This window comes from Streptomyces sp. TAA486 (assembly GCF_000426165.1).
Genome location: NZ_AUEV01000014.1, coordinates 83,973 through 104,730, shown reverse-complemented (window position 1 = coordinate 104,730; position 20,758 = coordinate 83,973). Strand labels below are relative to the sequence as shown.

The following is a 20,758-nucleotide window of genomic DNA, read 5'->3' as shown; positions in this document are numbered from 1 at the left end:
GCCGTCAGGTGACGCGAATGGCGATGCCCGGGTAGTCGTGGAGGAGGCCCGCGCTGTCGTAGGCGAGGTGGCAGCCGAAGTCGAAGGCGGGGGCGGAGTATTCGTAGCGCTGCCGCCCTGCCTTGTCGCGGACGAGCTCGTAGGTCTGGTCGAGCCGTTCGACGGTGAGGTCCGCGGCGCGCACGTACACGGCGGGGGTTTCGGCACGGACCCCCTCCACGAGGCGCAGCCGCCGCACAGGGAGCGCGTTCGTCATCGCGGAGGATTCGAGGTCGATGTCGCGGCATCCGTCGAGCTCGGGCGAGACCACGCCGTCGACCTGCCAGTGGCCCTCGCCGTTGGTGATGATCGACCTCGTGCGGTGACCTTCGGCCGATCGGCCGGAGATGTGCGCGGAGCGGGTGACCCAGGCGTCATCGAGCTCGATCGCGTAGTCGACGATCCAGGAGCGGCCGTCCTCAACGGCGGTCGTGCAGCCGTGGATACGCCAGCCGTCGTCGGCGGTCTCGAAGTAGACGACCTCGAAGCCCGCTCGGGCCTTGATGTGCTGCCACGCGGCGGCCTTCGGCGGGTCACGGAAGTCCATGCCGGCGCCCTCCTCCTGGATCGGGGGCACCATCCTGACCCGCGCCCACGGGCACGCGGAGGCGGCTCGCCGGTCGCGGGGACGGAGTGGGGTGCGGGCACCCGAGGCACCGGGGTCCGGGGTTCGCTCCGGCGGGAAGGCCCTGATCCAGGTGGAGGACCGGGCAGCGCCCGGCGCGCGTCAGACGGCCCGGCCGTCGATCCCGGCCCGCTTCGCCTGGGCGCGGCGCTCCTCCCCCGCCTCGTCCCGCCACTGCTTGAAGTCGTCCCAGTCGACCGGCTGCATGCACATCAGCTCACCCGTCCCCGGGACGAGCAGCACACCGCCGAAGACCTCGTCCCCGGCGAACCAGCCCCCGTCAGCGATCCGGTCGGGCCACCGGGGATGGCCCATCGGCTCCCGGGCGATCATGTCCGGCGACTCCAGGCCCTGGTAGCCCAGGACCACCACGCGCTTTCCATGCTTCAACAGCTCCAACCCGTAGATCGGAGCGCGGAATTCGAAGGGGTAGACGTGCAGGATGCGGGCGCACTGCCGCACCCAGCGGAGCTGGTCCAGCCAGAAGACGGTCGCCAGCGCGATGCCGAGAAGACCCACAATCAGGAGTGGCATGAGGTAGGTGGCCCTGGTCACCAGCGGCACGGCCATGAGCACGACGCTGGAGACCACGAGGGCGGCGTAGCGCTTGAGCAGGGCCGCGTAGAGGAAGTTCACCGGGCCCCGCTGATCGCTGCCGTCGGTGGGAAAGGGGGCCGGGGCGCCTCTCGACGGCCTGCGCAGCAGGTACAGCACCGCGATGACCTCGAGGACGACGAGCCCGAGAAGTCCGGGTATCGCGAGGAGCACGAGGTCGTCGCTGGCCACGAAGAGCGTGACTCCGTAGGAGGCGGCGGCCCCCAGAGCCCAGAGCACCTCACGTCTGAGCGGGACGGCACGCTCGGGAAGGCCCGCGGGGACCAGTGAGCGTTCCGCGGGAGAGGGTGCGCCGGCCTCCGGCGGCACGGCGGCCGCCTGGTCCTCGTGACGTCCAAGTGAGGCCCCTGGCATGACATCTTCCTGTTGATGGTCCGCAGTCACCGAAACACCGTTCCTCACTGCCTCAGCCGCGGAGCCGGGGTGCCGGCTCCATGTCTCCCCCGGGATGTCGGTCGACGCGGGGTCGTTCGGTGAGACGTCACCGTACTCGCCCGCGGCGGGCCGTACGCGGCGGATGAGCCATCAGCAAAAGACCTCGTCAGGACGACTCCGGGGATTTCCGGCACGGTGGGAGGATCGGCCGAATCCGACCCGATCCATCCAGAAGCCCAGCAACTTCTCGTCGCCCTCACGACCTCGACGCCGCCGGCGGTGCCCCCTCTCGCGGGTGGCGCCGGGCGGGGGTGTCGCCGGCGAGGTCCACGAGCCGTTCCGCCGTCGGCCCGGAGCAGCGCACGCCGCACGGGATGGACGTCTCCCCCTACGTGGCCCCGGAGCCACATCGCGCCCTGCCGGGCCCCTATCGCTCGATCCGCTTACTGACGTGCTCCTTGTCCTCCAGCGGTAGTGCGTCCGCAGCCAGCAACTTCGGCAGCAGCCTCGGTTCACGTGTCAGCGCACGGAAGACGAGGGACACGGTCACGTCGTGATCGGGCCGGTGCCGGATTTCGACAGGGTCGCCTGCCCGGATCTCACCAGCCTCGATCACGCGCAGATACGCGCCGGGACGTGCCGCCAGTGTGAACTGTCTGATCCACCCGTCCCGTTGAAGCCAGCCCTGAAAGGTCCCGCATGGGATCCGCGGGCAGGAAACTTCGAGGACGACAGTCGCGCCGATGCCCCAACGCTCTCCGATCAGGGCGGCGTTGACGTCCAGACCGAGGGTGGTGAGGTTCTCTCCGAACACGCCGTTGGGGAGGGCCCTGCCCAACTCCGTCTCCCAGACGTCGAGATCCTCCCGGGTGTAGGCGTACACGGCCTGGTCGTATCCGCCGTGGTGCTTGACGTCGTAGGCCCTGTCGCCGGCCAGGCCGACTGCTCCGTCGCCCTTGGGGCCGGGGGCGGTGACCGCCACGGGACCGTCAACGGGCCGCTTGTCGATCCCCGTCGCGGCCAGCCGCTTCCAGGGATTGGGGCGGGGATGACCGATGTTGACGGAGTGCAGTTCCATGCGGACGACGCTACGGCCCGTCGCAGGCCCGGCGCGATCGGATTCGGACCACTCCGCGGCAGCCGTCGCCGCCGAACTGCTGCTCGGCGCCGTAGTCGTCCTCGAACCGCCTCCCGCAGGAGCGGACGGCCGAGCTCGGCCCAACGCCGCCCGCGCCAACAGGCTTGCTGCTCAGCCAGGTTGCAAAAGCCTTACTATCCTCACTTACGGGTGATTGTAGAGTTTTACGTGAAGCTCTCGTGGTAATCCTCTGAAGGGAGAGTAGGACCAATTTGGCGTGATATGTCCCGCTCGGGACTCGCCCGTCGGTCCGTTGCAAGACAAGCAGGGGTGGGGTGCAGGCGCCGATCGTCATCGGCGGCTCGTGGCAACGTTCAGGATGCTCGGGGGGACCTTGAAGTTGGTCATCTCGCTGTCGCCATCGGTGCGACAGCCTCAGCACAGTGCGAGCGAAAACGCTCCGATATCCACGGACCCAAGAGGGTTCGTACGCCCTTCTCAGTCGGGGGGCAAGGCGTCCGCCGCAGTCGCGGACGTGTCAGAAGCAGGTGGGGGCACGGGCGGCGCGAGCGCCGTCCCTACGGCATGGACAGATCGCGGCACCAGGCGCCTGTCACTCCCCACGTCGGCCACAAGTCGGTCGACCGGCAGAGCAACGCCCCGCGACCGCGCATCCCTGCTCGAGGAAACCTGCGATGCGCAGTCCGGGGATTTGAAGATTCCTCCTGATCAATCAGGACATCGGTGGAACGGCCGTGGATTCCGCCGACGGCGGCACCGCTCATGCGGGCCTCTTGCGAGGGCCCGCCTCTTCGTCATCAACAGCCCAGCGAAAGGCCGCCGCCCATGAAGCGAACGATTACGTTGATCATCGCGCTGGTCGTCGCCATGTTGCCGATGACACCGGCGCACGCCGCGGTCAAGAAGGCCAAGGCGCCGCTCAGTTGCGAGTACCGGACGTTCACCTCCAGTCCGGGCCCGCGCTTCAACGACCCGGAGGACCCGGACGCCCAGATGGAAGTCATGGGCCCGATCATCGACTCGATCAACAGCGCCAGTTGCGGGCAGACCATTCGCGTCGCCATGTATTCGATCAGCAGCGCACAGCCGGGCCCGGAATTCGCCGACGCCCTGATCGCCGCGCACCAGCGCGGCGTCATCGTCAAGGCGCTGATGGACGTCCACAGCGACAATGCGGTCTGGCAGTCGATGGTCACCGAGTTGGGCAACGACCCGCGGGCCTCCAGCTTCGCCGCCATGTGCCCGGGCGGCTGTCTGACCCACTACGCCGGCTCCTCCCTGCACGCGAAGTTCTACATGTTCAGCGGCGGACTCGATGCGAACAGGTCGGTGACCGTCAGCAGCGCCAACCCCACCTCCGCCCAGGCCGGCACCGCGTGGAACAGCAGCGCCACCGTCAAGGGCAACGTCGCCCTGTACAACTCCTACGTCAGCTACTTCACCGCCATGGCCAAGGGGGCGCTCAACGGCCCGGGCCCGCTGGCACCCGACTACTACAGCTCCACCAAGGGCACAGCCGCCAGGAAGCTGTCCCCGCCCTCCTACCAGTGGCCCAAGGCGCGCTCCAGGAGCGACACCTGGGTCGACTTCCTGAACAACATCAAGGCCCCGGCCACGATCAACATCGCCATGTTCCAGTGGACCGCGCACGGGAAGCCGGGCCAGCGGAACTATCTGGAACTGCCGAAGAAGCTGGTGAGCCTGGCAAAGACCGGCGTCAAGATCAACATTCTGATCACCGCGGGAATGGTCGATGACAGCGTGCAGGACTACCTGAAGAACCGGGCGAACATCAACGTGCACGACACCACCCGCGAAACCGACGCGAACGGCTACGCCAAGCATTACACGCACGACAAGTACATGATGGTCAGCGGGAATTACGCAGGTACGGCCAACTCCAAGCTTGTGTTCGTCGGTTCCTCGAACTGGACGAGCAACGGCGTCTGGCACAACGACGAGTCGGACCTGAAGCTGACCGGCAGCTCCAGCTACAACACCTTCATGGCGGACTGGCAGAACCAGTACGACCGCTGCTGCGGGACGGCGGGGCGGCAGTCGATCGCCGAGGAGCGCGGCGAGAGCACGGCGCGAGAGATTCCGATCGATCCGGGTCAGGCCCGGGAGTAGGCACTTCCGGTCCCGGGCAGTGGGGCTCCTGGTGGACGGGTCACGGCCAAGTCCGCCTGTCCGCCAGGAGCTTCCGAGTGCGGCCGGCCGCCGGGCTCTGCGTGGACGCCTCCATCTGAACTGCTCCACATCGGTTGCAAGTTGGCTCAGTTGGTGCGGGGCAGCCGGTGGAGCTGCACCTGTGACAGGCCCTCCTCCGTCACCTCGGCGGTCATGTATGTGCAGTACGGCTCGCGCCTGCGGTCCGTCGGCGAGCCCGGGTTGAGCAGGCGCAGACGCCCGGAGGCGGTGCTGTCCCAGGGGATGTGGCTGTGGCCGAAAACCAGTACGTCCGCTTCGGGGAAGCGCTCGGCGCAGCGGGGCTCGCGTCCTCGCGCCTCCCCCGTCTCGTGCACGACCGCGAAGCGCACCCCTGCCAGTTCGACGTCCGCAACCTCGGGCAGGCGCGCGCGCAGGTTGGTGCCGTCGTTGTTGCCGTACACGCCGACGAGCCGCCGGGCGCGCGACTCGAACAGGTCGAGGGTGTCGGTGTCGACCCAGTCCCCCGCGTGGAAGACGACGTCGGCAGCGTCCAGTTCGTCGAGCAGCGGGCCCGGGAGTCGCTTGGCGCGCTTGGGCAGATGGGTGTCCGTGGTCAGCAGCAGTCGCACGCTCGCGACGATAGCGCTCCTCCTCCGGCGGGCTCGGAAGCGACCGTGCGGACCCACTCGGCAAGGGCCGGGCACCTGACAGGTCGTCCCCAACCGGCACGCGGAACCAGGCGCTTGAGGGCAACGTCGCAGTGCACATGAGTCATGCATGGGGGAACGCCCGCACCGCGCTGCGGGCCGGCGCGGGTGCCGCGTTGGCCGGAGCCCTGCTCACCGGCTGCGGGAGCGGCTACACCGGCGGGACGGACTGGAACGCGCCTCGCCGCTACAGCTACACGCTCGAGTCACACAACATGGTCATGAACGAGAGCTTCCGGATCCATGTCACGGACGGCAAGGTCGTACGGGCCCGGCTCCTCGGTGGAGGCAAGAGGCCACCCGGCAAGCTCAGTGACTGGGTCTTCTCCGTCGAGGAGTTGCTGAAGAGGGTCGAGCGTGCGCGGAAAGCGGAAGCGCACAGGGCCGAGGTCACGTACGACGGCAGGCGCCGTCCCGCAGGCGTGAAACTCGACCAGCACGAGAAGACCGCCGACGACGAGGCCTCGTACAAGATGCGCGACTACCGGTACGAGTGACGGCAGGGCCACTCGCGAAGTCTCCGCCCGCGCCCCCGCACCCCACGCGCCGCCTCGTCATGGCGTGCGGCAACGGATGAGGTGCGGGGCCCTGTTCGTGAAGGCAGGGGGCTTGTGCGGCGTGCGGCCCGACCCGACGGACGCGGACCGCAGCAACGGGACGGTCACCGCGCGGGCTGCTCCGCCGTCACCTCGCCGGCGCGCGGCTCCGGCACCGGGGCCTCGCCGCCATCGCCGCGCCGCTGTCGGCCCAGGTGGTTGAAGAGCAGGTTCAGGACGACCGCGGTGACGCAGCCCGTCGAGATGCCGGAGTCCAGGATGATCCGTGCGCTGCCCGGGAGGACGTCGTAGAAGTCCGGGGCGGCGACGGGGACGACACCGACTGCCAGTGACACCGCGACGATCACGATGTTGCTGTCGTCGCCCAGATCGGCCCTGGCGAGGGTGCGGATGCCGCTGGCGGCGACGGAGCCGAAGAGGACGACGCCCGCCCCGCCGAGCACCGGCTGCGGCACGGTCGCGATCAGGGCAGCGGCCACCGGGCAGAGCCCCATCAGGATGAGCATGCCGCCGCCCGCGGCGACCACGAAGCGGCTACGGATCTTCGTCATCGCGACGAGGCCGATGTTCTGCGCGAACGCGGTGGCCAGGAATCCGTTGAAGAAGGGGCTGATGAAGGAGCCGAGCGTGTCGGCGCGGAGCCCGGCGGCGATGGTCTTCTCGTCCGCGGGCCGGTCCACGATCTCTCCGAGAGCGAGCATGTCGGCGGTGGACTCCGTCATCGAGACGAGCATGACGATGCACATCGAGACGACGGCGGCGACGGCGAACTGCGGCGCACCGAAGTGGAAGGGCGTGGGGAAACCGACGATGCCCGCGCCACTCAGCGCACCGAAGTCCGTGATGCCGACGGGAACGGCGATCAGCGTGCCCACGACCAGCCCGAGCAGCACCGCGATCTGCTTGACGAAGCCGCGGGTGAAGCGGCTCAGCAGCAGGACGACGAGGAGGGTGACACCGGCCATGGCGATGTTCTTCGTCGCACCGTAGCCGGGTGCCTCCGGGTCGCCGCCCTGCGCCCAGTTGAAGGCGACGGGCATCAGCGAGACGCCGATGAGCGTGATGACGCTGCCCGTGACCACGGGCGGGAAGAAGCGCACCAGCTTGCTGAAGTAGGGAGCCAGTACGAAGCCGAGGGCGGCTGCCACCATGCAGGCGCCGAATATGACGGGCAGCGCGTCCTCGTGCCCCTCCGACTTGTCGATGGCCAGCATCGGCGCGACGGAGGCGAAGGTGACGCCGTTGACGAAGGGCAGCCGTGCGCCTATCCGCCACACGCCCAAGGTCTGCAGCAGCGTGGCGATGCCCGCCAGGAACAGGCTCGCGCCGGTGAGGAAGGTCAGTTCGGTGACGGACAGCCCGACCGCCGTGCCGATGATCAGAGGCGGGGCCACCACACCCGCGTACATGGCCGCCACGTGCTGGAGACCGGTGGTGATGAGCTTCAGGGGCGGAAGCGTCTGGTCGACGGGGTGCTTGCCCTGCGTGGCGGGTCCCGGTGGCCCACCGGGTTCCGGCGGGGTCGCCGCGCCGGGTGCCGGTGCGGTATCGCGGGCGGCTTCCGGGTCCTGTGCGGGCTGCCGGTCGCTGCCGCCCCCCGGCTTCTCGTCGTGTGCGGGCGTATCGGTCACGGCGGGGTCCTCCTATCGGTCTTCACAGCTCACCTGCGTTCACGGTGGTTCTGTGCGCTGCCTCCCCGGCTGTCGCCGGGCGGTGCCCCCAGCCGGTTGTGCCGGACCGTCCCGGGGGCGTGAGGGGTTGGGCCACGCCCCCGGGAAGGGCTTGTATGTGGGTCTGGACCGGCCGGGAGCCGTCCCTCCCGGCCGGTGTCTTTGGGTTGTCGCGGCTCGGGGCCTCAGCCCTCGTCCGCGGCGATGCGGGCGAGCCGCCGGGCTTCGTCCCGCGCCTCGCGTGCGATCAAGTCCTCGTCGGCGTTGGTGAGATGGCCGTCCTCGACGACCGTACGGCCGTCCACGAGCGACAGCGTGACCGGTGCTGCGGCGCCGAGTACGAGCGCGGCGACCGGGTCGGCGATCGAGGAGTGCCCGATGCCGTCGATGCGCCACAGCACCAGGTCGGCGAGCTTGCCGGGCTCCAGGGAGCCGATCTCGTCCGCCCTGCCGAGGACTTCGGCCCCGCCGTACGTTCCCAGGCGCAGCGCCTCACGGGCCGTGAGGGCCTTCTCCTTGTGCGCGCCGAGCCGGTTGACGAGCAGGGCGTTGCGCAACTCGGTGTGCAGCTCGCCGGATTCGTTGGACGCGGTGCCGTCGACGCCGAGGCCCACCGGGATGCCGGCGGCGAGCATGTCCGGCACCCGTGCGATCCCTGCGGCCAGGCGGGCGTTGGAGGAGGGGCAGTGGGCCACGCCCGTGCGGGTGCGGGCGAAGGCGGCGATGTCGGAGTCGCTCATGTGGACGCAGTGCGCCATCCACACGTCGTCACCGAGCCAGCCCACCGATTCCAGGTAGTCGGTGGGGCCCATGCCGAACCGCTCGTGGCAGAACTTCTCCTCCTCCACCGTCTCCGAGCCGTGCGTGTGCAGACGTACGCCCTTGCGGCGGGCCAGTTCGCCTGCCTGGCGCAGCAGTTCGGTCGTCACGGAGAAGGGCGAGCAGGGTGCGACGCCGATGCGCAGCATCGAATCGAAGGACGGATCGTGGTGGGTGTCGATGGCCTCTTCGGTGGCGGCCAGGGCGTCGTCGGTGGTCTCGACGGCGAAGTCCGGGGGCAGTCCCCCGTCGGAGGCGCCCAGATCCATCGAGCCGCGGGTGGGGTTGAAGCGGACGCCGATGTCGCGGGCGGCACCGATCTCGGCGCCGAGGAGGTCGCCGGAGCCGCGCGGGAAGACGTAGTGGTGGTCCATCGCCGTGGTCACGCCGCCGCGCACCATCATGCCGAGGGATCCCCGCGCGGCGGCGCGCACCATGTCCTCGTCGATGCGTGCCCATACGGGATAGAGGGCGACGAGCCAGTCGAAGAGGTTGGCGTTCTGGGCGAGTCCGCGGGTGAGCCACTGGTAGAAGTGGTGGTGGGTGTTGACCAGACCCGGCGTGGCGAGGTGCCCGGTGCCGTCCACGCGGCGCACGACGTTGCCGAGGCCCGCGGGTGCGCTGCCTTCGCCGACGGACTCGATCCGGTTGCCGGCGACGACGACGTGGCCGCTGGCATGCTCGGTGCCGTGCGCGTCGACGGTGGCGACTGCGCAGTTCTCGATGACGGTGCGCGCTGTGCGGTCTGCCGGATCAGTCATGGTGTCAGGAGTCCTTGATGCCGGTGGGACAGGAACAGGTACAGGGACAGCGAAAGCAGCTGCGCCGGACGGAAGTCGGGGGCGGGCGCCTGATCGCGGGAGCCCGCCGGATCCGGTCCGCCGCTTCTCACAGATTGGTCAGGTCGAGGGGTATCCGCGCCTCGGCGCCCTCGCGCAGCACCGTCGCCTCGATGAGCCCGTACGGGCGGTCGGCGGCGATGTAGACGGCGCCGTCGGCGGCTTCGTTCTTGATGCCGAACGGCTCCAGGTCGGCCTTGAAGTGGTGCTTGTTGGGCATGGAGAAGCGGATCTCCTCCAACTCGGGCCTTCCCTCCAGGACTTGGGATCCCATCCGGTAGAGGGTCTGCTGGAGGGACAGCGAGTAGGTCTCCGCGAAGGCACGCAGCATGAGCGCCTTCGCGCCTTCGTAGGAGCTCTGCCAGTCGGGAGCCGACGCATCGTCCTCACCGTTCCAGCTGTGACGCCACACGGCGCTCACCTCGGTGGCGAGGATGCGGTCGTAGTCCTCCTTCAAGGTCGTGTACTTGTCCTTGATGTAGCCCCAGAACTCCGAGTCGGTGGAGTTGAGGACCGTGAGTCCCTTGAGCCCGCTGAGGATCTCGACGGTGGAGCCGTCGTAGGTGACCTGCGCCGTGCGGGTCTCCTGCCCGCGCCGGACGAAGGAGTGGGGTGCCTCGCCTTCGGAGGTGGCGATGCGCTCCCACGCGTACTCCTCCACGCGGATGCGTGCGGTGCGGATCGGCTCGGTGGCGTCCACGAAGTGACGGGCGAGCGCGAGGCCGAACTGCTCGGCGGATTCGATGCCTTGTTCCTTGGCGAAGGCGAAGACGGTGTTCTTGGTGGTGTCGGTCGGCAGGACGTTCGCGTTGGAGCCGGAGTAGTGGACCTCGTCGAGGTCACCGCTGAGGGAGACCGAGACGTTGAGGTCCCTGATGTGGTGGGTCGCGCCGTCCCTGGTGATCTTGACGACGCGGTTCTCCGCCTTGCCGTACTGGTTCTGGCCGAGAATCGTGGTCGGCACCGTCATTCGCTGTCAGCTCCCTCGGTATACGGAATAGCCGAACGGGTTGAGCAGCAGCGGCACGTGATAGTGCTCGCCGGGCGCGACCGCGAAGACGACCGTCACCTCGGGGAAGAAGCTCCCCTGCTCCCCCGCCCCGTGGTCCTCGTGCGTCCTGTTCGCCTTCAGATACGGCTCAACCCCGAAGGTGAACCGGGCGTGTGCGGTTCCCTCCGGCAGTGCCGGAAGGTCCTTGCAGCGTCCGTCCGCGTCCGTCGTCGAGGCGGAGTGCGCGGACCATGGCGCGGTGCTGTCGGTGCGCACGGACAGCACCACGCCGACGCCCGCTGCGGGACGGCCGACGCTGGTGTCGAGGATGTGCGTGGACACCGATGCCGTCGCGCTGCCCGGGTTGCCGCTCATGCTCGCTCGCCTCCCATATCTGCCGGACGTGCCGTCTCTGCCAGCGAGGTCAGCCGGATCCGGTTGATCTTCGTCAGTTCGGTGCGGACGATCTCACGTTCCTCTTCGGGTGAGTTGCCGATGCGGCTGCGTGCGGCGTCCCTCATCTGCTCGCCGCTCAGGCCGGTCGCGCAGATCAGGAAGACGTGGCCGAACTGCTCCTGGTAGGCCAGGTTCAGCTCCAGCATTTCCTCCTTCAGCCGCTCGGAGGCCCCGGCCATGCCGCGCTGCTCGCGCGCCGAGGACGGGTCGCCGGCCCGTGGACGTCCGATGGGCGGATGCCCGGCCATGGCCTCGGCGAGGTCCTCGGCGGTGAGCTCCGCCATGGCCGCGTCGTTCGCGGCGAGCAGTTCCGCCGGGGTGGCGTACGGGCGGCCGCCGAGCACCGCACCCGCCCACGCCCGGGCGGCGCAGACCTCGTGGAGCGCGGTGCGGGCATCGCTGTCCACGGCGGAGTTGAGCCAGGTCAGACCCGGCGCCGAAGGGGAAGGGGAAGGCGTCACGTATGCCTCCGGAGACTGTTCGGACTGGGAACAGCTAAACCCCGGAGGAGAGCAACGTCAACAGTTTGTTGAAATTCAGGTGCGCGGTGAATGACTCCCCGTGCGTGCGACGGGGATCCGGCTGCCGGGCGTACAGGCCCTGCGCGGCAGCCGGAACTCCGGCCGCGCGGAAGGGATTTCGCCGGTCTCGGCCTCCGCCGCGCGTGGCGGGCTGCGCCGCCGCCACTCTGCCACTGCACAATTACATGCGATTCGCATACAGTGCACTCATGGAGTCCGTACTGGAAGCAGCCGTCGACCGTTGGCACGCGACGGTGAACGACGGCGACCCGAGTGCGGCCGCGGACGCGGTCACCGATCCGGTCGTCGTGCTGGGCCCGAAGGGCGCCGGCGCGATCACGTCCGCCGAGTTCGCGGACTGGGTGCAGCGGACCGGGACCAAGCTGGCCCCGCAGACCTGGCATCCCGTCAGCAAGCGGCTGATGGTGGTCGAAGAGGACGCCACCTGGCCCGGGAGCCACATCCCGACCAGGGTGGCCACGCTCTTCCGGGTCACCGGCGAGCGGGTGTCCGCCTCGCTGCGGTTGCCCGACCTCGACTCGGCACTCGACTTGGCATACATCTGCCGCGAGATGGCAGCCACGGAGTGAGCGGGACCGCCAACGCCGGACCCGGCGCCGCTCGCGGCCCGGGCCAGGTGCTCTTCGAGTTCGTCCGCCACTGGTCGCGCCGCCCACACGCGAGCGAACCCCAGGGGGCGGAGCAGGGACGTCTCGTGCTCGTCACGGAGGCCGTCCACTCCCTGGCGCGACGGGAGCCCGCGACCGTCAACGCGGTGGCGCACGAGATCGGCATCGACCAGAGCGGCGCATCCCGCCTGGTCAAGAGCGCGGTCGCGGCAGGATACCTGCGGATGCGTGCGCCGCAAGCCGACGGCCGGCGCCGTGAGCTGTCGGTCACCCCGGCGGGCCTTGCCATGCTCGACGAGGCACACGAATGGCAGGAAGCCGTCTTCGCCCGGCTCACCGAAGGCTGGAGCGAGCGGCAGCGCACCGACTTCCGGCAAGCGATGCTGAGCCTGCTCGAACGTTCACAGGCGCCCGCCCCATGAGGGAAAATCCCGTTCTTCCACGCCTCGTGCACGTGTGTCGAGAATGCCCACCCTGGGCATGCTCGGCGTGGGGTGGCGAGCGCCACGACGTCTCCCCTTCGACGACCGGTCGGCGGAGGAGAACGGCTGAATGGCGAGTATCCACTACAGGTTCGCCGAACAGATCGCGCGGATGGCAGATGAGATGAACGCCGAATCCCGCGCTGAACAGCGAGCGAACGGGGCCCGCAGGGGCAGGGAAAGCGCCGAGTCGGCGGCGGAACTGGCCCAGGATGCCGCCATTTCCGAGCTGAACCGAAGGCTTGCCTGCGGTCTGATCACAAAGGCTGAGCACGAGCGTCGATTGGCTGCGCTCCAGGGCGACGAAGACTGAAGCCGACGGTCGCCACCTCGGGACATCACACGTCTTCCAGGCTGAACCAGGCCGGACCGGAATCACCGCCGCCCGGAATCCCGAGCGTCAGATGCCCTGCAGGCTTGTCCCGAGTTGCGGCTCCGGCAAGATCCCGGACCGTTCCCGCAGATGGAACGGGACGGCGTGACCGACGCCCTGAGCCGCCCGCAGCGGGGCGTGCGGCTCAGGCCCCCGCGGACCCTTGCTCGCCGCCCTCGCGGGTCTCGCGGTTGAGGTAGTTGTAGACGGTGAAGCGGCTGACACCGAGCGCACCCGCCACGGTCTCGACGCCGTGCCGCACGGAGAAGGCGCCCCGGCTCTCCAGCACGCGCACGACCGACTGCTTCGTCCTGCGGTCCAGTTCGGCGAGCGGCATCCCGTGGCGGCGTTCCAGCTCGGCGAGGATGTGGTCGAGCGAGTCGGACAGGTGGGGCAGCCGCACGGCGACGACATCCCGTCCCTCCCAGGCGAGGACCACGTCGTCGCCCTGCGCCTCCTCCGGCGCGACCATCTCGCCGCCCATGGCGTCGACCAGCGGTTTGACCGCGTCCGCGAAGCGGCGCCCCTCGGGTGCGTCGGCAGCGGTCATGCCCCGCCCCCGGCGGCGCCCGGCTCCGTGTCCGCGAGGACGTTGAGCTGGAGCGAGATGCGGGTCGCACCGGCGCCGAGCGAGTCACGCAGCAGGGCCTGGACGGCGTCGAGCACGTCCTCGGCGCGACCCTCCACCGTGTTGCCGAACGGGCCCACGTCGACGGAGTCGAGCGGCGCGCTCTGCACGACCTCGCGGGCCACCAGCGCATGCCGCGGCGCCTCGTCCAGATCGAAGGGTTCAGTCGTGAACTCAACTCGCAATCGCACGTCGTCAACCTACGCGAACGCCGCGGGAAGCGGCCATCGGAAGGGCTGACGGACGGCGGCGCAGAGCGCTCCCCGTGATCTCAGCCTGCGGCAGACCCCTTGACAGCGTCCGGGATCCGAGAGCAGTCTTCCATAAAGCAGAAATCAACTTTCACGATACGAAATTCTATCCACACCGACCGGAGGAAGGCGATCGCCGTGGCGTCCCAATCCGAGCTCGCCGGCATCGGCGGCACCGAACACCGCTACACCGTCAACCTGTCGATCCTCTTCACCGAGCTTCCGCTGCTCGAACGCCCGGCCGCTGCCGCGGCCGCGGGCTTCACCGCGGTGGAGCTGTGGTGGCCGTGGGTGGACGCTCCCGTACCGGAACGGGCCGAACTGGACTCGCTGCGGCGGGCGTTGACCGACGCCGGCACCCGGCTGACTGGCCTGAACTTCTACGCGGGCCGGCTGCCCGGACCGGACCGCGGAGCGCTGTCCGTGCCGGGTGAGGAGTCCGAGAAGTTCCGCCGGAACATCGACGTCGCCGTGGACTTCGCACAGTCGACCGGCTGCACCGCGCTCAACGCCCTCTACGGCAACCGCGTATCGGGGGCCGCGCCGGACGAGCAGGACCAACTGGCCCTGGAGAACCTGGCGTCGGCGGCACGCGCGGCCGACGGCATCGGCGCGGTGCTGCTCATCGAGGCCCTCAACGCCATCGAGTCGCCGCACTGTCCGATCGTCAGCGCCCCCAAGGCCGTCTCCGTCGTGGACAAGGTCAACGAGGCGACGGGGCTGGACAACACGAGGTTCCTGATGGACCTCTACCACCTGGCGATGAACGGCGAGGACCTGCACAAGGTCATTGACGACCACGCAGCCCGCACCGGACACGTCCAGATCGCCGACAGTCCGGGACGCGGTGCTCCCGGCACCGGCGAACTCGACTTCCCCGACCTGCTGGAACGCCTCGCCAAGGCGGGTTACGAGGGCCGGATCGGCCTGGAGTACAAGCCCGGCGACCTGCCGAGCGACGAGAGCTTCGAATGGCTGCCGCGTCCGCTGCGCCGCGCCTGAGCGCTCGGTGCGAGCCGCCTTTTCGGCCCGCACCGGCGCCACGGTCCGAACTCCGGCCCGGGCCCCGGCACTCGGCCGGACGCGCTCCCGGGCGGGTGACGAGCTCCCCGCCAAGTACGCCCGTAGGCAACAGACTTCGAAAGGCATGAGCCCATGAGCCACACCCCGGACAACACGAAGATCGGATTCATCGGTCTCGGCATCATGGGCACGCCCATGGTGCGCAACCTCGTCTCCGCCGGCTACGCCGTGACCGCCTTCGACCTCGACCCCGCTCGCGTCGACCAGGCCGTCGAGAACGGCGGCAGCGCCGCGTCCTCCATCGCGGACGCCGTCCGCGGAGCCGACGTCGTCATCACCATGGTCCCGGCGTCGCCGCAGGTCGAGCAGGTCGTGCTGAACGAGGGCGGGGTGCTGGAGAACATCCGCTCGGGCGGCCTGCTCATCGACATGTCCTCCATCACCCCGCAGACGTCGGTGGACGTGGCGAAGGCAGCTGCCGCCAAGGGCGTCGACGTGCTCGACGCTCCCGTCTCCGGCGGCGAGGCCGGAGCCGTTGAGGGCGTGCTGTCCATCATGGTCGGCGGCGAGCAGGAGACCTTCGACGCGGCACTGCCCGTTCTCGAGGCGCTCGGAAAGACGATCGTGCTGTGCGGCCCGCACGGCTCGGGGCAGACGGTGAAGGCGGCCAACCAGCTGATCGTCGCCGTCAACATCGAGGCGGTCGCCGAGGCCGTGGTCTTCCTGGAGAAGTCCGGCGTCGACCTCCCGGCGGCGCTGGACGTACTGGCCGGCGGACTCGCCGGCTCCACCGTGCTGAACCGCAAGAAGGAGAGCATCCTCGCGGGCGACTTCCGGCCCGGCTTCAAGATCGACCTGCACCACAAGGACATGGGAATCGTCACCGACGCGGCTCGCAACGTCGGCGCGACCGTCCCCGCGGGTGCGCTGCTGGCCCAACTCGTCGCGGCGCTGCGGCAGCAGGGCGACGGCGGACTCGACCACTCCGCGCTGGTGCGCGGCGTGCGACGCCTCTCCGGCGAGAAGGTGGAGGACTGACGCATGGCCCCGAAGCGAATGCCCGCGATGAACGCAGCCGTCTCGATCATGGTCGACGAGGGGGTGGACATCGCCTTCGGCTGCCCCGGTGCCGCGATCCTCCCGCTGTACAAGGCGATGGAGGAGGACGGCCGCATCGATCACCTGACGGTCCGCCACGAGGAGGGCGCGACCCACATGGCGGACGGGTGGGCCCGTACGAACGGCAAGGTCGGCGTTGCCATCGCCACCTCGGGGCCGGGGGCGACCAACCTCGTCACCGGCCTCTACACCGCGCAGGCCGACTCCATCCCGATGGTGTGCCTCACCGGCCAGGCCGTCTCACCGAAGCTGCACCAGGAGGCGTTCCAGGCCGTCGACATCGTGGAGATCGCCAAGCCCGTCACCAAGTGGGCCGTGCAGATCAAGGAGCCGGCGCAGATCCCCTGGGCCTTCCGCGAGGCGTTCCGCATCGCCCGTACGGGCCGTCCCGGCCCTGTACTCATCGATCTGCCGCTGGACCTGGCCAAGCGGGAGATCACCTACGACGCCGAGATCGACTCGCGGCTTCCTGTGCCCGCCGTCGAACCTCATCTGCCGCGTGTGGAGCGGGCACTGGACATGCTGCTGGCCGCCGAGCGGCCGCTGATCCTGGCGGGCGGCGGCGTGATCCTCGCCGACGCGGGTTCGGAACTGCGGGAGCTGGTCGAGGAGTTGAGGGTTCCCTTCCAGGTCACCCTGATGGGCAAGGGCGTCATCGAGGACGACCACGAACTGAACCTCGGCACGACCGGCATCCAGACCTCGCAGCGCTACGCCAACGCCTCGTTCCTGGAGTCCGACTTCGTGCTCGCCGTCGGCGCGCGCTTCGGCGACCGGCACACCGGCGCGAACATCGACATCTACCGCGGTGAGCGCACCTTCGTGCACGTCGACATCGAACCGGGCCAGATCGGCAGGGTCTTCGAACCGGACCTCGGCATCGTCTCCGACGCCGGTCTCTTCCTGACGGCGCTGCTGGCCGAGGCCCGCAAGCGTAAGGCGCAGGCGGACGTCGGGAGTTGGGTCGAGCGCTGCCAGGAGCTGAAGCGGACGCTGGTGCGCCGGGAGGACTTCGACTCCACGCCGGTGAAGGCCCCCCGCGCGTACAAGGAGATCAACGAGGCCTTCGACGAGGACACCTACTTCGTCACCGCGATCGGGCTCTACCAGATCTGGGGCGGCCAGCATCAGAAGGCATACCTGCCGAGGCACTACCAGGTCTGCGGACAGGCGGGCCCGCTGGGCTGGGAGGTTCCGGCGGCGATCGGCGTGAAGAAGGCACTGGAGGGGATGGGCAAGCCGGAAGCCGAAGTCGTGGGCATCGTCGGCGACTACGGGTTCCAGTACCTGGTGGAGGAGCTGGCGGTCGCCGCCCAGTACAACGTGCCGTACGTGCTGATCATGCTCAACAACGAGTACCTGGGCCTGATCCGGCAGGCCGAGATCGGCTACGGCATGAACTACCAGGTCGACATCCACTACGACGAGTTCGGCACGGACAACGTCAAGCTCATGGAGGCCTACGGCTGTTCGGGACAACGCGTGTGGGAGCCGGCGGACATCGCCGGAGCGATCCAGTGGGCACGCAAGGAGGCGGTGGCCACCTCGCGTCCCGTACTCGTGGAGATCATGATCGAACGCGAGGCGAACACGCCGCACGGGCCGGACATCGACGCGGTGCGGGAGTTCGAGGAGGCGTAACGGCCACGGGGACAGGTCCCGTTCGGCCGGGCGCGGCGGCGGCCATCAACGTCGCGCCCGGCCCGGCGGATCTGCCCGCAGACCCCGGGCGGCGGTGGCGCCGGCAACTGTCATGTCGCGCCCTCCGGCTCCACCGCCGACCGGCCGAACCGGCTCCTTCCGCGTGCAGCGGGTCCCACAGCCCGCCGCACGCGGAAGGCCGCCGGCCCCGTTCGCACCGATTTCTGTTCCGTTCCTCTTCGGAAACCCCGCCCTTTCAGGGACGATATGAGCAGGGCCGCAAGGCCCGTCGTCCCTGATCCCGCCGACCGTTCCCGTTCCGCTGATGCCGCTGGAGCCGAAGAGATGGCAGAAAGCGTGCCCGTGCGCTGCCCCGAGTGCCGCCGCGAGCACACCTACACGCCGCCGGTCTACCCCTGCGACTGCGGCGCTCCCGTCACGCTCCCACTGCTGCGCGACGGCACACCAGCACAGGTGAGGCACCGCACCTGGGCGGGGTCCTGGGTGGAGGTCCGCTGCCCGGCGTGCGGCACGTCCAGGGAGTGGCCGCAGCCCGAACTCGGCTGCCGGTGCGGCACGTTGCTGCGGATGCCCGTCGTGCCGCCGCAGCCCGGGCCCGCCTCCGGGGAACTGTCCGGCACCGCCGACGGCCCGGACCCGGCGAGTGCCGCGAACCTCGACCGTCCGCCGGACGCCGCCGAACTCCCCGGCGCCGAAAGCGCCGACACCGCAGCGGCACCACCTACGCCCGCGGGCACACCGACAGGAAGCGCGGGCCCCTTCACCGCTCCCGCACCGCTCAAGGCGCACGGCACGCAGGAGCAGCCACTGCACGCGGCGCGCCCCGCCTTCCGTCCCGTCACGATCCGCACCGCCCAGGACGCCCGCACGGCAGCCGCCGAATATCTGCGCTGGCTCGGATTCCCCGGGGTGCGGGTGACGGAGAAGCGTCCGGCGTCCGGGGTGGATGTACGCGGCGCGGGCATCATCGCGCACGTCGACCCCACGACCGCCCCGACGACCCTGCGCGAGGTCGAGACGCTCTGGCTGAACGGGCTCAACGAAGAGGTGGGGACGGCCTGTTTCTCCCTCGCGGGCTACTCGCGTGAGGCCCGCACCCGCGCGGACGCGCTGTCCGTGCCGCTGTTCGTCCTCGATCTGACAGGCATGCCGCAGGCCGTGAACGACCCGGCCGACGACCTGGTCCGCTCGGTCTGCTGACACGGGACGCCCGGGCCCTCCCGGCGGACGCCCCGCCCGCTCAGCGGCAGCAGCCCGATCACCGCTCCTCGCGGAACTCCTCCCCCGGCTCCTGGGCCGCGTGCGCCCGCAGCTCGACGCGGCGGATCTTCCCGGAGATCGTCTTCGGCAGCTCGGCGAACTCGACGACGCGGACCCGCTTGTACGGCGCGAGCGTCTCCCGCGAGTGCGCGAAGATCACCCTCGCCGTCTCCGGCCCGGGCTCCCAGCCCTCCGCGAGAACCACGTACGCCTTGGGCACGGCCAGCCTCAGCTCGTCCGGCGAAGGCACCACCGCGGCCTCGGCCACCGCCTCGTGCTCCAGCAGCGCGCTCTCGAGCTCGAATGGCGAGATCTTGTAGTCGCTCGCCTTGAACACGTCGTCGGAGCGCCCGATGTAGGTGATGTAGCCGTCCTCGTCGCGCGCACCGATGTCGCCGGTGCGGTAGTAGCCGCCGGCCATCGCCTCCTCGGTGCGCTCGTCGTCGCCGCGGTAACCCGTCATCAACCCGACGGGACGGGCGGACAGGTCGAGGCAGATCTCGCCCTCGTCGGCGTCCGCCTCTCCCGTCACCGGGTCGAGCAGCGTCACCTCGAACCCCGGCATGGCCCGTCCCATGGACCCCGGCTTGAGCTGCTGTCCCGGGGAGTTGGCGACCTGCACGGCCGTCTCGGTCTGGCCGAAGCCGTCGCGGATCGTCCTGTCCCAGGCGCGCCGCACATGCTCGATGACCTCGGGGTTGAGCGGCTCGCCCGCGGCAACGACCTCGCGCGGCACGGCCTTCAGCTTGCTCAGGTCGGCCTGGATGAGCATGCGCCACACGGTGGGCGGCGCGCAGAAGCTGGTGACGCCGGCCTTCTCGATCTCGGCGAGGAGCCGGTCCGCGTCGAAGCGCGTGTAGTTGTAGATGAAGATCGTCGCCTCTGCGTTCCAGGGGGCGAAGACGTTCGACCACGCGTGCTTGGCCCACCCGGGCGAGGAGATGTTGAGGTGCACGTCCCCCGGCTCCAGCCCGATCCAGTACATCGTCGCCAAGTGACCGACGGGATAGGAGACATGGGTGTGCTCGACCAGCTTGGGCCGGGCCGTCGTGCCGGAGGTGAAGTAGAGCAGCAGCGTGTCCTGGGCACGGGTGGGACCGCCGGGCTCGAAGTCCGGGGAGGCGCCGTAGACGTCCTCATAGGCGAGCCAGCCCTCCTGCAGGCTCCCGCCGCCGACGGCGACACGGGTGTAGTCGCCTTCCACGGTCGCGAACTTGGCCGCGTCCTCGGCCCGTACGACGACGTGACGGGCCTCGCCGCGCTCGATCCGGTCGGTGAGGTCGGCCGGGCCGAGCAGCGGGGTCGCCGGGATGACAACGGCGCGCAGCTTCATACAGGCCAGCAGCGTCTCCCACAGTTCGACCTGGTTGCCGAGCATCACGATGACGCGATGACCGGGCTCGACGCCCTGTGCACGGAGCCAGTTGGCGGCCTGCGCCGAACGTGAGCGCATCTCCGCGAAGGAGTAGCGGGCCGCGGTGCCGTCCTCCTCGACGATGTGCAGTGCGGTGCGGTCATTCCCCTCGGCGACGGCGTCGAACCAGTCGAGCGCCCAGTTGAAGTACTCGGGCCTGGGCCAAGAGAAGGCGCTTCGCGCGGTGTCGTAATCGGTCCGGTGCCGCAGCAGGGTGTCCCGGGCGGCGCGGAAGGCGTCGGTGGGGCTGGTGGGCTCGGTCGCCGTCATCGTCAACTCCTCGGATGCCGCTCTGTGCTGCCGGTGCGACCGCGGGGCCCGGATTCCCTCCGAAGGTCCCTCCGGGGGCTGCTTCCACGGTCCGCCGCTGGTCACACTGCGGATCATCCTGAGTCACCGAGCGCCCCGGCACCACCCCCGGGCAGCAGTTCGTCCGTGCGCCGTGGATGCTGG

General features: G+C 69.7%; 20 protein-coding genes and 1 pseudogene. 9 read left to right on the top strand and 12 right to left on the bottom strand.

The window, feature by feature from the left end:
• Positions 1–4 precede the first annotated feature (4 nt).
• From I004_RS0119325 to I004_RS0119315, 3 genes are all read right to left on the bottom strand, one after another.
• Entirely contained in the window at positions 5–586 is a 582-nt protein-coding gene (locus I004_RS0119325; protein WP_028436850.1) for a putative glycolipid-binding domain-containing protein, read from the bottom strand.
• 180 nt (positions 587–766) lie between these two features.
• Positions 767–1,633, bottom strand: a complete 867-nt coding sequence (locus I004_RS0119320; RefSeq protein WP_051345199.1) for a hypothetical protein — start codon at positions 1,631–1,633, stop codon at positions 767–769.
• A 448-nt stretch (positions 1,634–2,081) separates the two neighbouring features.
• On the bottom strand, positions 2,082–2,732 hold the full coding sequence (locus I004_RS0119315; RefSeq protein WP_028436848.1) for an MOSC domain-containing protein: 651 nt from the start codon (positions 2,730–2,732) through the stop codon (positions 2,082–2,084).
• Positions 2,733–3,578: 846 nt separating this feature from the next.
• Between I004_RS0119315 and I004_RS0119310 the strand changes: the two genes are divergently transcribed.
• Positions 3,579–4,883: a phospholipase D-like domain-containing protein gene (locus I004_RS0119310; RefSeq protein WP_028436847.1), complete on the top strand. Its 1,305-nt coding sequence runs from the start codon at positions 3,579–3,581 to the stop codon at positions 4,881–4,883.
• 146 nt (positions 4,884–5,029) lie between these two features.
• Here the strand turns inward: I004_RS0119310 and I004_RS0119305 are convergent, their stop codons facing one another.
• Positions 5,030–5,533, bottom strand: coding sequence for a metallophosphoesterase family protein (locus tag I004_RS0119305; protein WP_028436846.1), 504 nt, complete (start codon positions 5,531–5,533; stop codon positions 5,030–5,032).
• Positions 5,534–5,670: 137 nt separating this feature from the next.
• Between I004_RS0119305 and I004_RS0119300 the strand changes: the two genes are divergently transcribed.
• Positions 5,671–6,108, top strand: coding sequence for a DUF6174 domain-containing protein (locus I004_RS0119300; RefSeq protein ID WP_028436845.1), 438 nt, complete (start codon positions 5,671–5,673; stop codon positions 6,106–6,108).
• Between the two features lie 164 nt (positions 6,109–6,272).
• Here the strand turns inward: I004_RS0119300 and I004_RS34865 are convergent, their stop codons facing one another.
• The 5 genes from I004_RS34865 to uraD all read right to left on the bottom strand — a co-directional run bounded on the left by I004_RS34865 (position 6,273) and on the right by uraD (position 11,404).
• Positions 6,273–7,799, bottom strand: coding sequence for a nucleobase:cation symporter-2 family protein (locus I004_RS34865; RefSeq protein WP_051345198.1), 1,527 nt, complete (start codon positions 7,797–7,799; stop codon positions 6,273–6,275).
• A 224-nt stretch (positions 7,800–8,023) separates the two neighbouring features.
• Positions 8,024–9,418 carry an 8-oxoguanine deaminase gene (locus tag I004_RS0119290; protein ID WP_028436844.1) on the bottom strand — a complete coding sequence of 465 codons (1,395 nt, stop codon included), beginning with the start codon at positions 9,416–9,418 and terminating at the stop codon, positions 8,024–8,026.
• 127 nt (positions 9,419–9,545) lie between these two features.
• Positions 9,546–10,466, bottom strand: a complete 921-nt coding sequence (gene pucL / locus I004_RS0119285) for a factor-independent urate hydroxylase (protein WP_028436843.1) — start codon at positions 10,464–10,466, stop codon at positions 9,546–9,548.
• A gap of 6 nt (positions 10,467–10,472) precedes the next feature.
• Entirely contained in the window at positions 10,473–10,862 is a 390-nt protein-coding gene (gene uraH, locus I004_RS0119280) for a hydroxyisourate hydrolase (RefSeq protein WP_028436842.1), read from the bottom strand.
• Entirely contained in the window at positions 10,859–11,404 is a 546-nt protein-coding gene (uraD, locus tag I004_RS0119275) for a 2-oxo-4-hydroxy-4-carboxy-5-ureidoimidazoline decarboxylase (RefSeq protein ID WP_028436841.1), read from the bottom strand. The genes uraH and uraD overlap by 4 nt, the downstream gene beginning before the upstream one ends.
• A gap of 269 nt (positions 11,405–11,673) precedes the next feature.
• Here uraD and I004_RS0119270 point away from each other — a divergent pair, with 269 nt between their 5' ends.
• From I004_RS0119270 to I004_RS0119260, 3 genes are all read left to right on the top strand, one after another.
• A complete protein-coding gene (locus I004_RS0119270) occupies positions 11,674–12,054 on the top strand; it encodes a hypothetical protein (protein WP_028436840.1) in 381 nt (126 codons plus the stop codon).
• Entirely contained in the window at positions 12,051–12,515 is a 465-nt protein-coding gene (locus I004_RS0119265; protein ID WP_051345197.1) for a MarR family winged helix-turn-helix transcriptional regulator, read from the top strand. Before I004_RS0119270 ends, I004_RS0119265 begins: the two co-directional genes overlap by 4 nt.
• 130 nt (positions 12,516–12,645) lie before the next feature.
• Positions 12,646–12,888, top strand: coding sequence for a hypothetical protein (locus I004_RS0119260; protein ID WP_028436838.1), 243 nt, complete (start codon positions 12,646–12,648; stop codon positions 12,886–12,888).
• A 205-nt stretch (positions 12,889–13,093) separates the two neighbouring features.
• Here the strand turns inward: I004_RS0119260 and I004_RS34860 are convergent, their stop codons facing one another.
• Together I004_RS34860 and I004_RS0119250 are read right to left on the bottom strand one after the other, a co-directional pair.
• Positions 13,094–13,498, bottom strand: a complete 405-nt coding sequence (locus tag I004_RS34860; RefSeq protein ID WP_037976914.1) for a helix-turn-helix domain-containing protein — start codon at positions 13,496–13,498, stop codon at positions 13,094–13,096.
• On the bottom strand, positions 13,495–13,767 hold the full coding sequence (locus tag I004_RS0119250; protein ID WP_028436837.1) for a YkoF family thiamine-binding protein: 273 nt from the start codon (positions 13,765–13,767) through the stop codon (positions 13,495–13,497). Before I004_RS0119250 ends, I004_RS34860 begins: the two co-directional genes overlap by 4 nt.
• Positions 13,768–13,992: 225 nt before the next feature.
• Between I004_RS0119250 and I004_RS0119245 the strand changes: the two genes are divergently transcribed.
• From I004_RS0119245 to I004_RS0119230, 4 genes and pseudogenes are all read left to right on the top strand, one after another.
• Positions 13,993–14,829: a TIM barrel protein gene (locus I004_RS0119245; protein WP_028436836.1), complete on the top strand. Its 837-nt coding sequence runs from the start codon at positions 13,993–13,995 to the stop codon at positions 14,827–14,829.
• 150 nt (positions 14,830–14,979) lie between these two features.
• A pseudogene (locus tag I004_RS0119240) lies at positions 14,980–15,888 on the top strand (2-hydroxy-3-oxopropionate reductase); the annotation flags it as partial.
• Between the two features lie 3 nt (positions 15,889–15,891).
• Positions 15,892–17,610: a glyoxylate carboligase gene (gcl, locus tag I004_RS0119235; protein WP_037976907.1), complete on the top strand. Its 1,719-nt coding sequence runs from the start codon at positions 15,892–15,894 to the stop codon at positions 17,608–17,610.
• A 345-nt stretch (positions 17,611–17,955) separates the two neighbouring features.
• A complete protein-coding gene (locus I004_RS0119230) occupies positions 17,956–18,831 on the top strand; it encodes a hypothetical protein (protein WP_028436833.1) in 876 nt (291 codons plus the stop codon).
• Positions 18,832–18,889: 58 nt separating this feature from the next.
• Here I004_RS0119230 and I004_RS0119225 read toward each other — a convergent pair whose 3' ends face one another.
• On the bottom strand, positions 18,890–20,575 hold the full coding sequence (locus I004_RS0119225; protein ID WP_028436832.1) for an AMP-binding protein: 1,686 nt from the start codon (positions 20,573–20,575) through the stop codon (positions 18,890–18,892).
• Positions 20,576–20,758 lie beyond the last annotated feature (183 nt).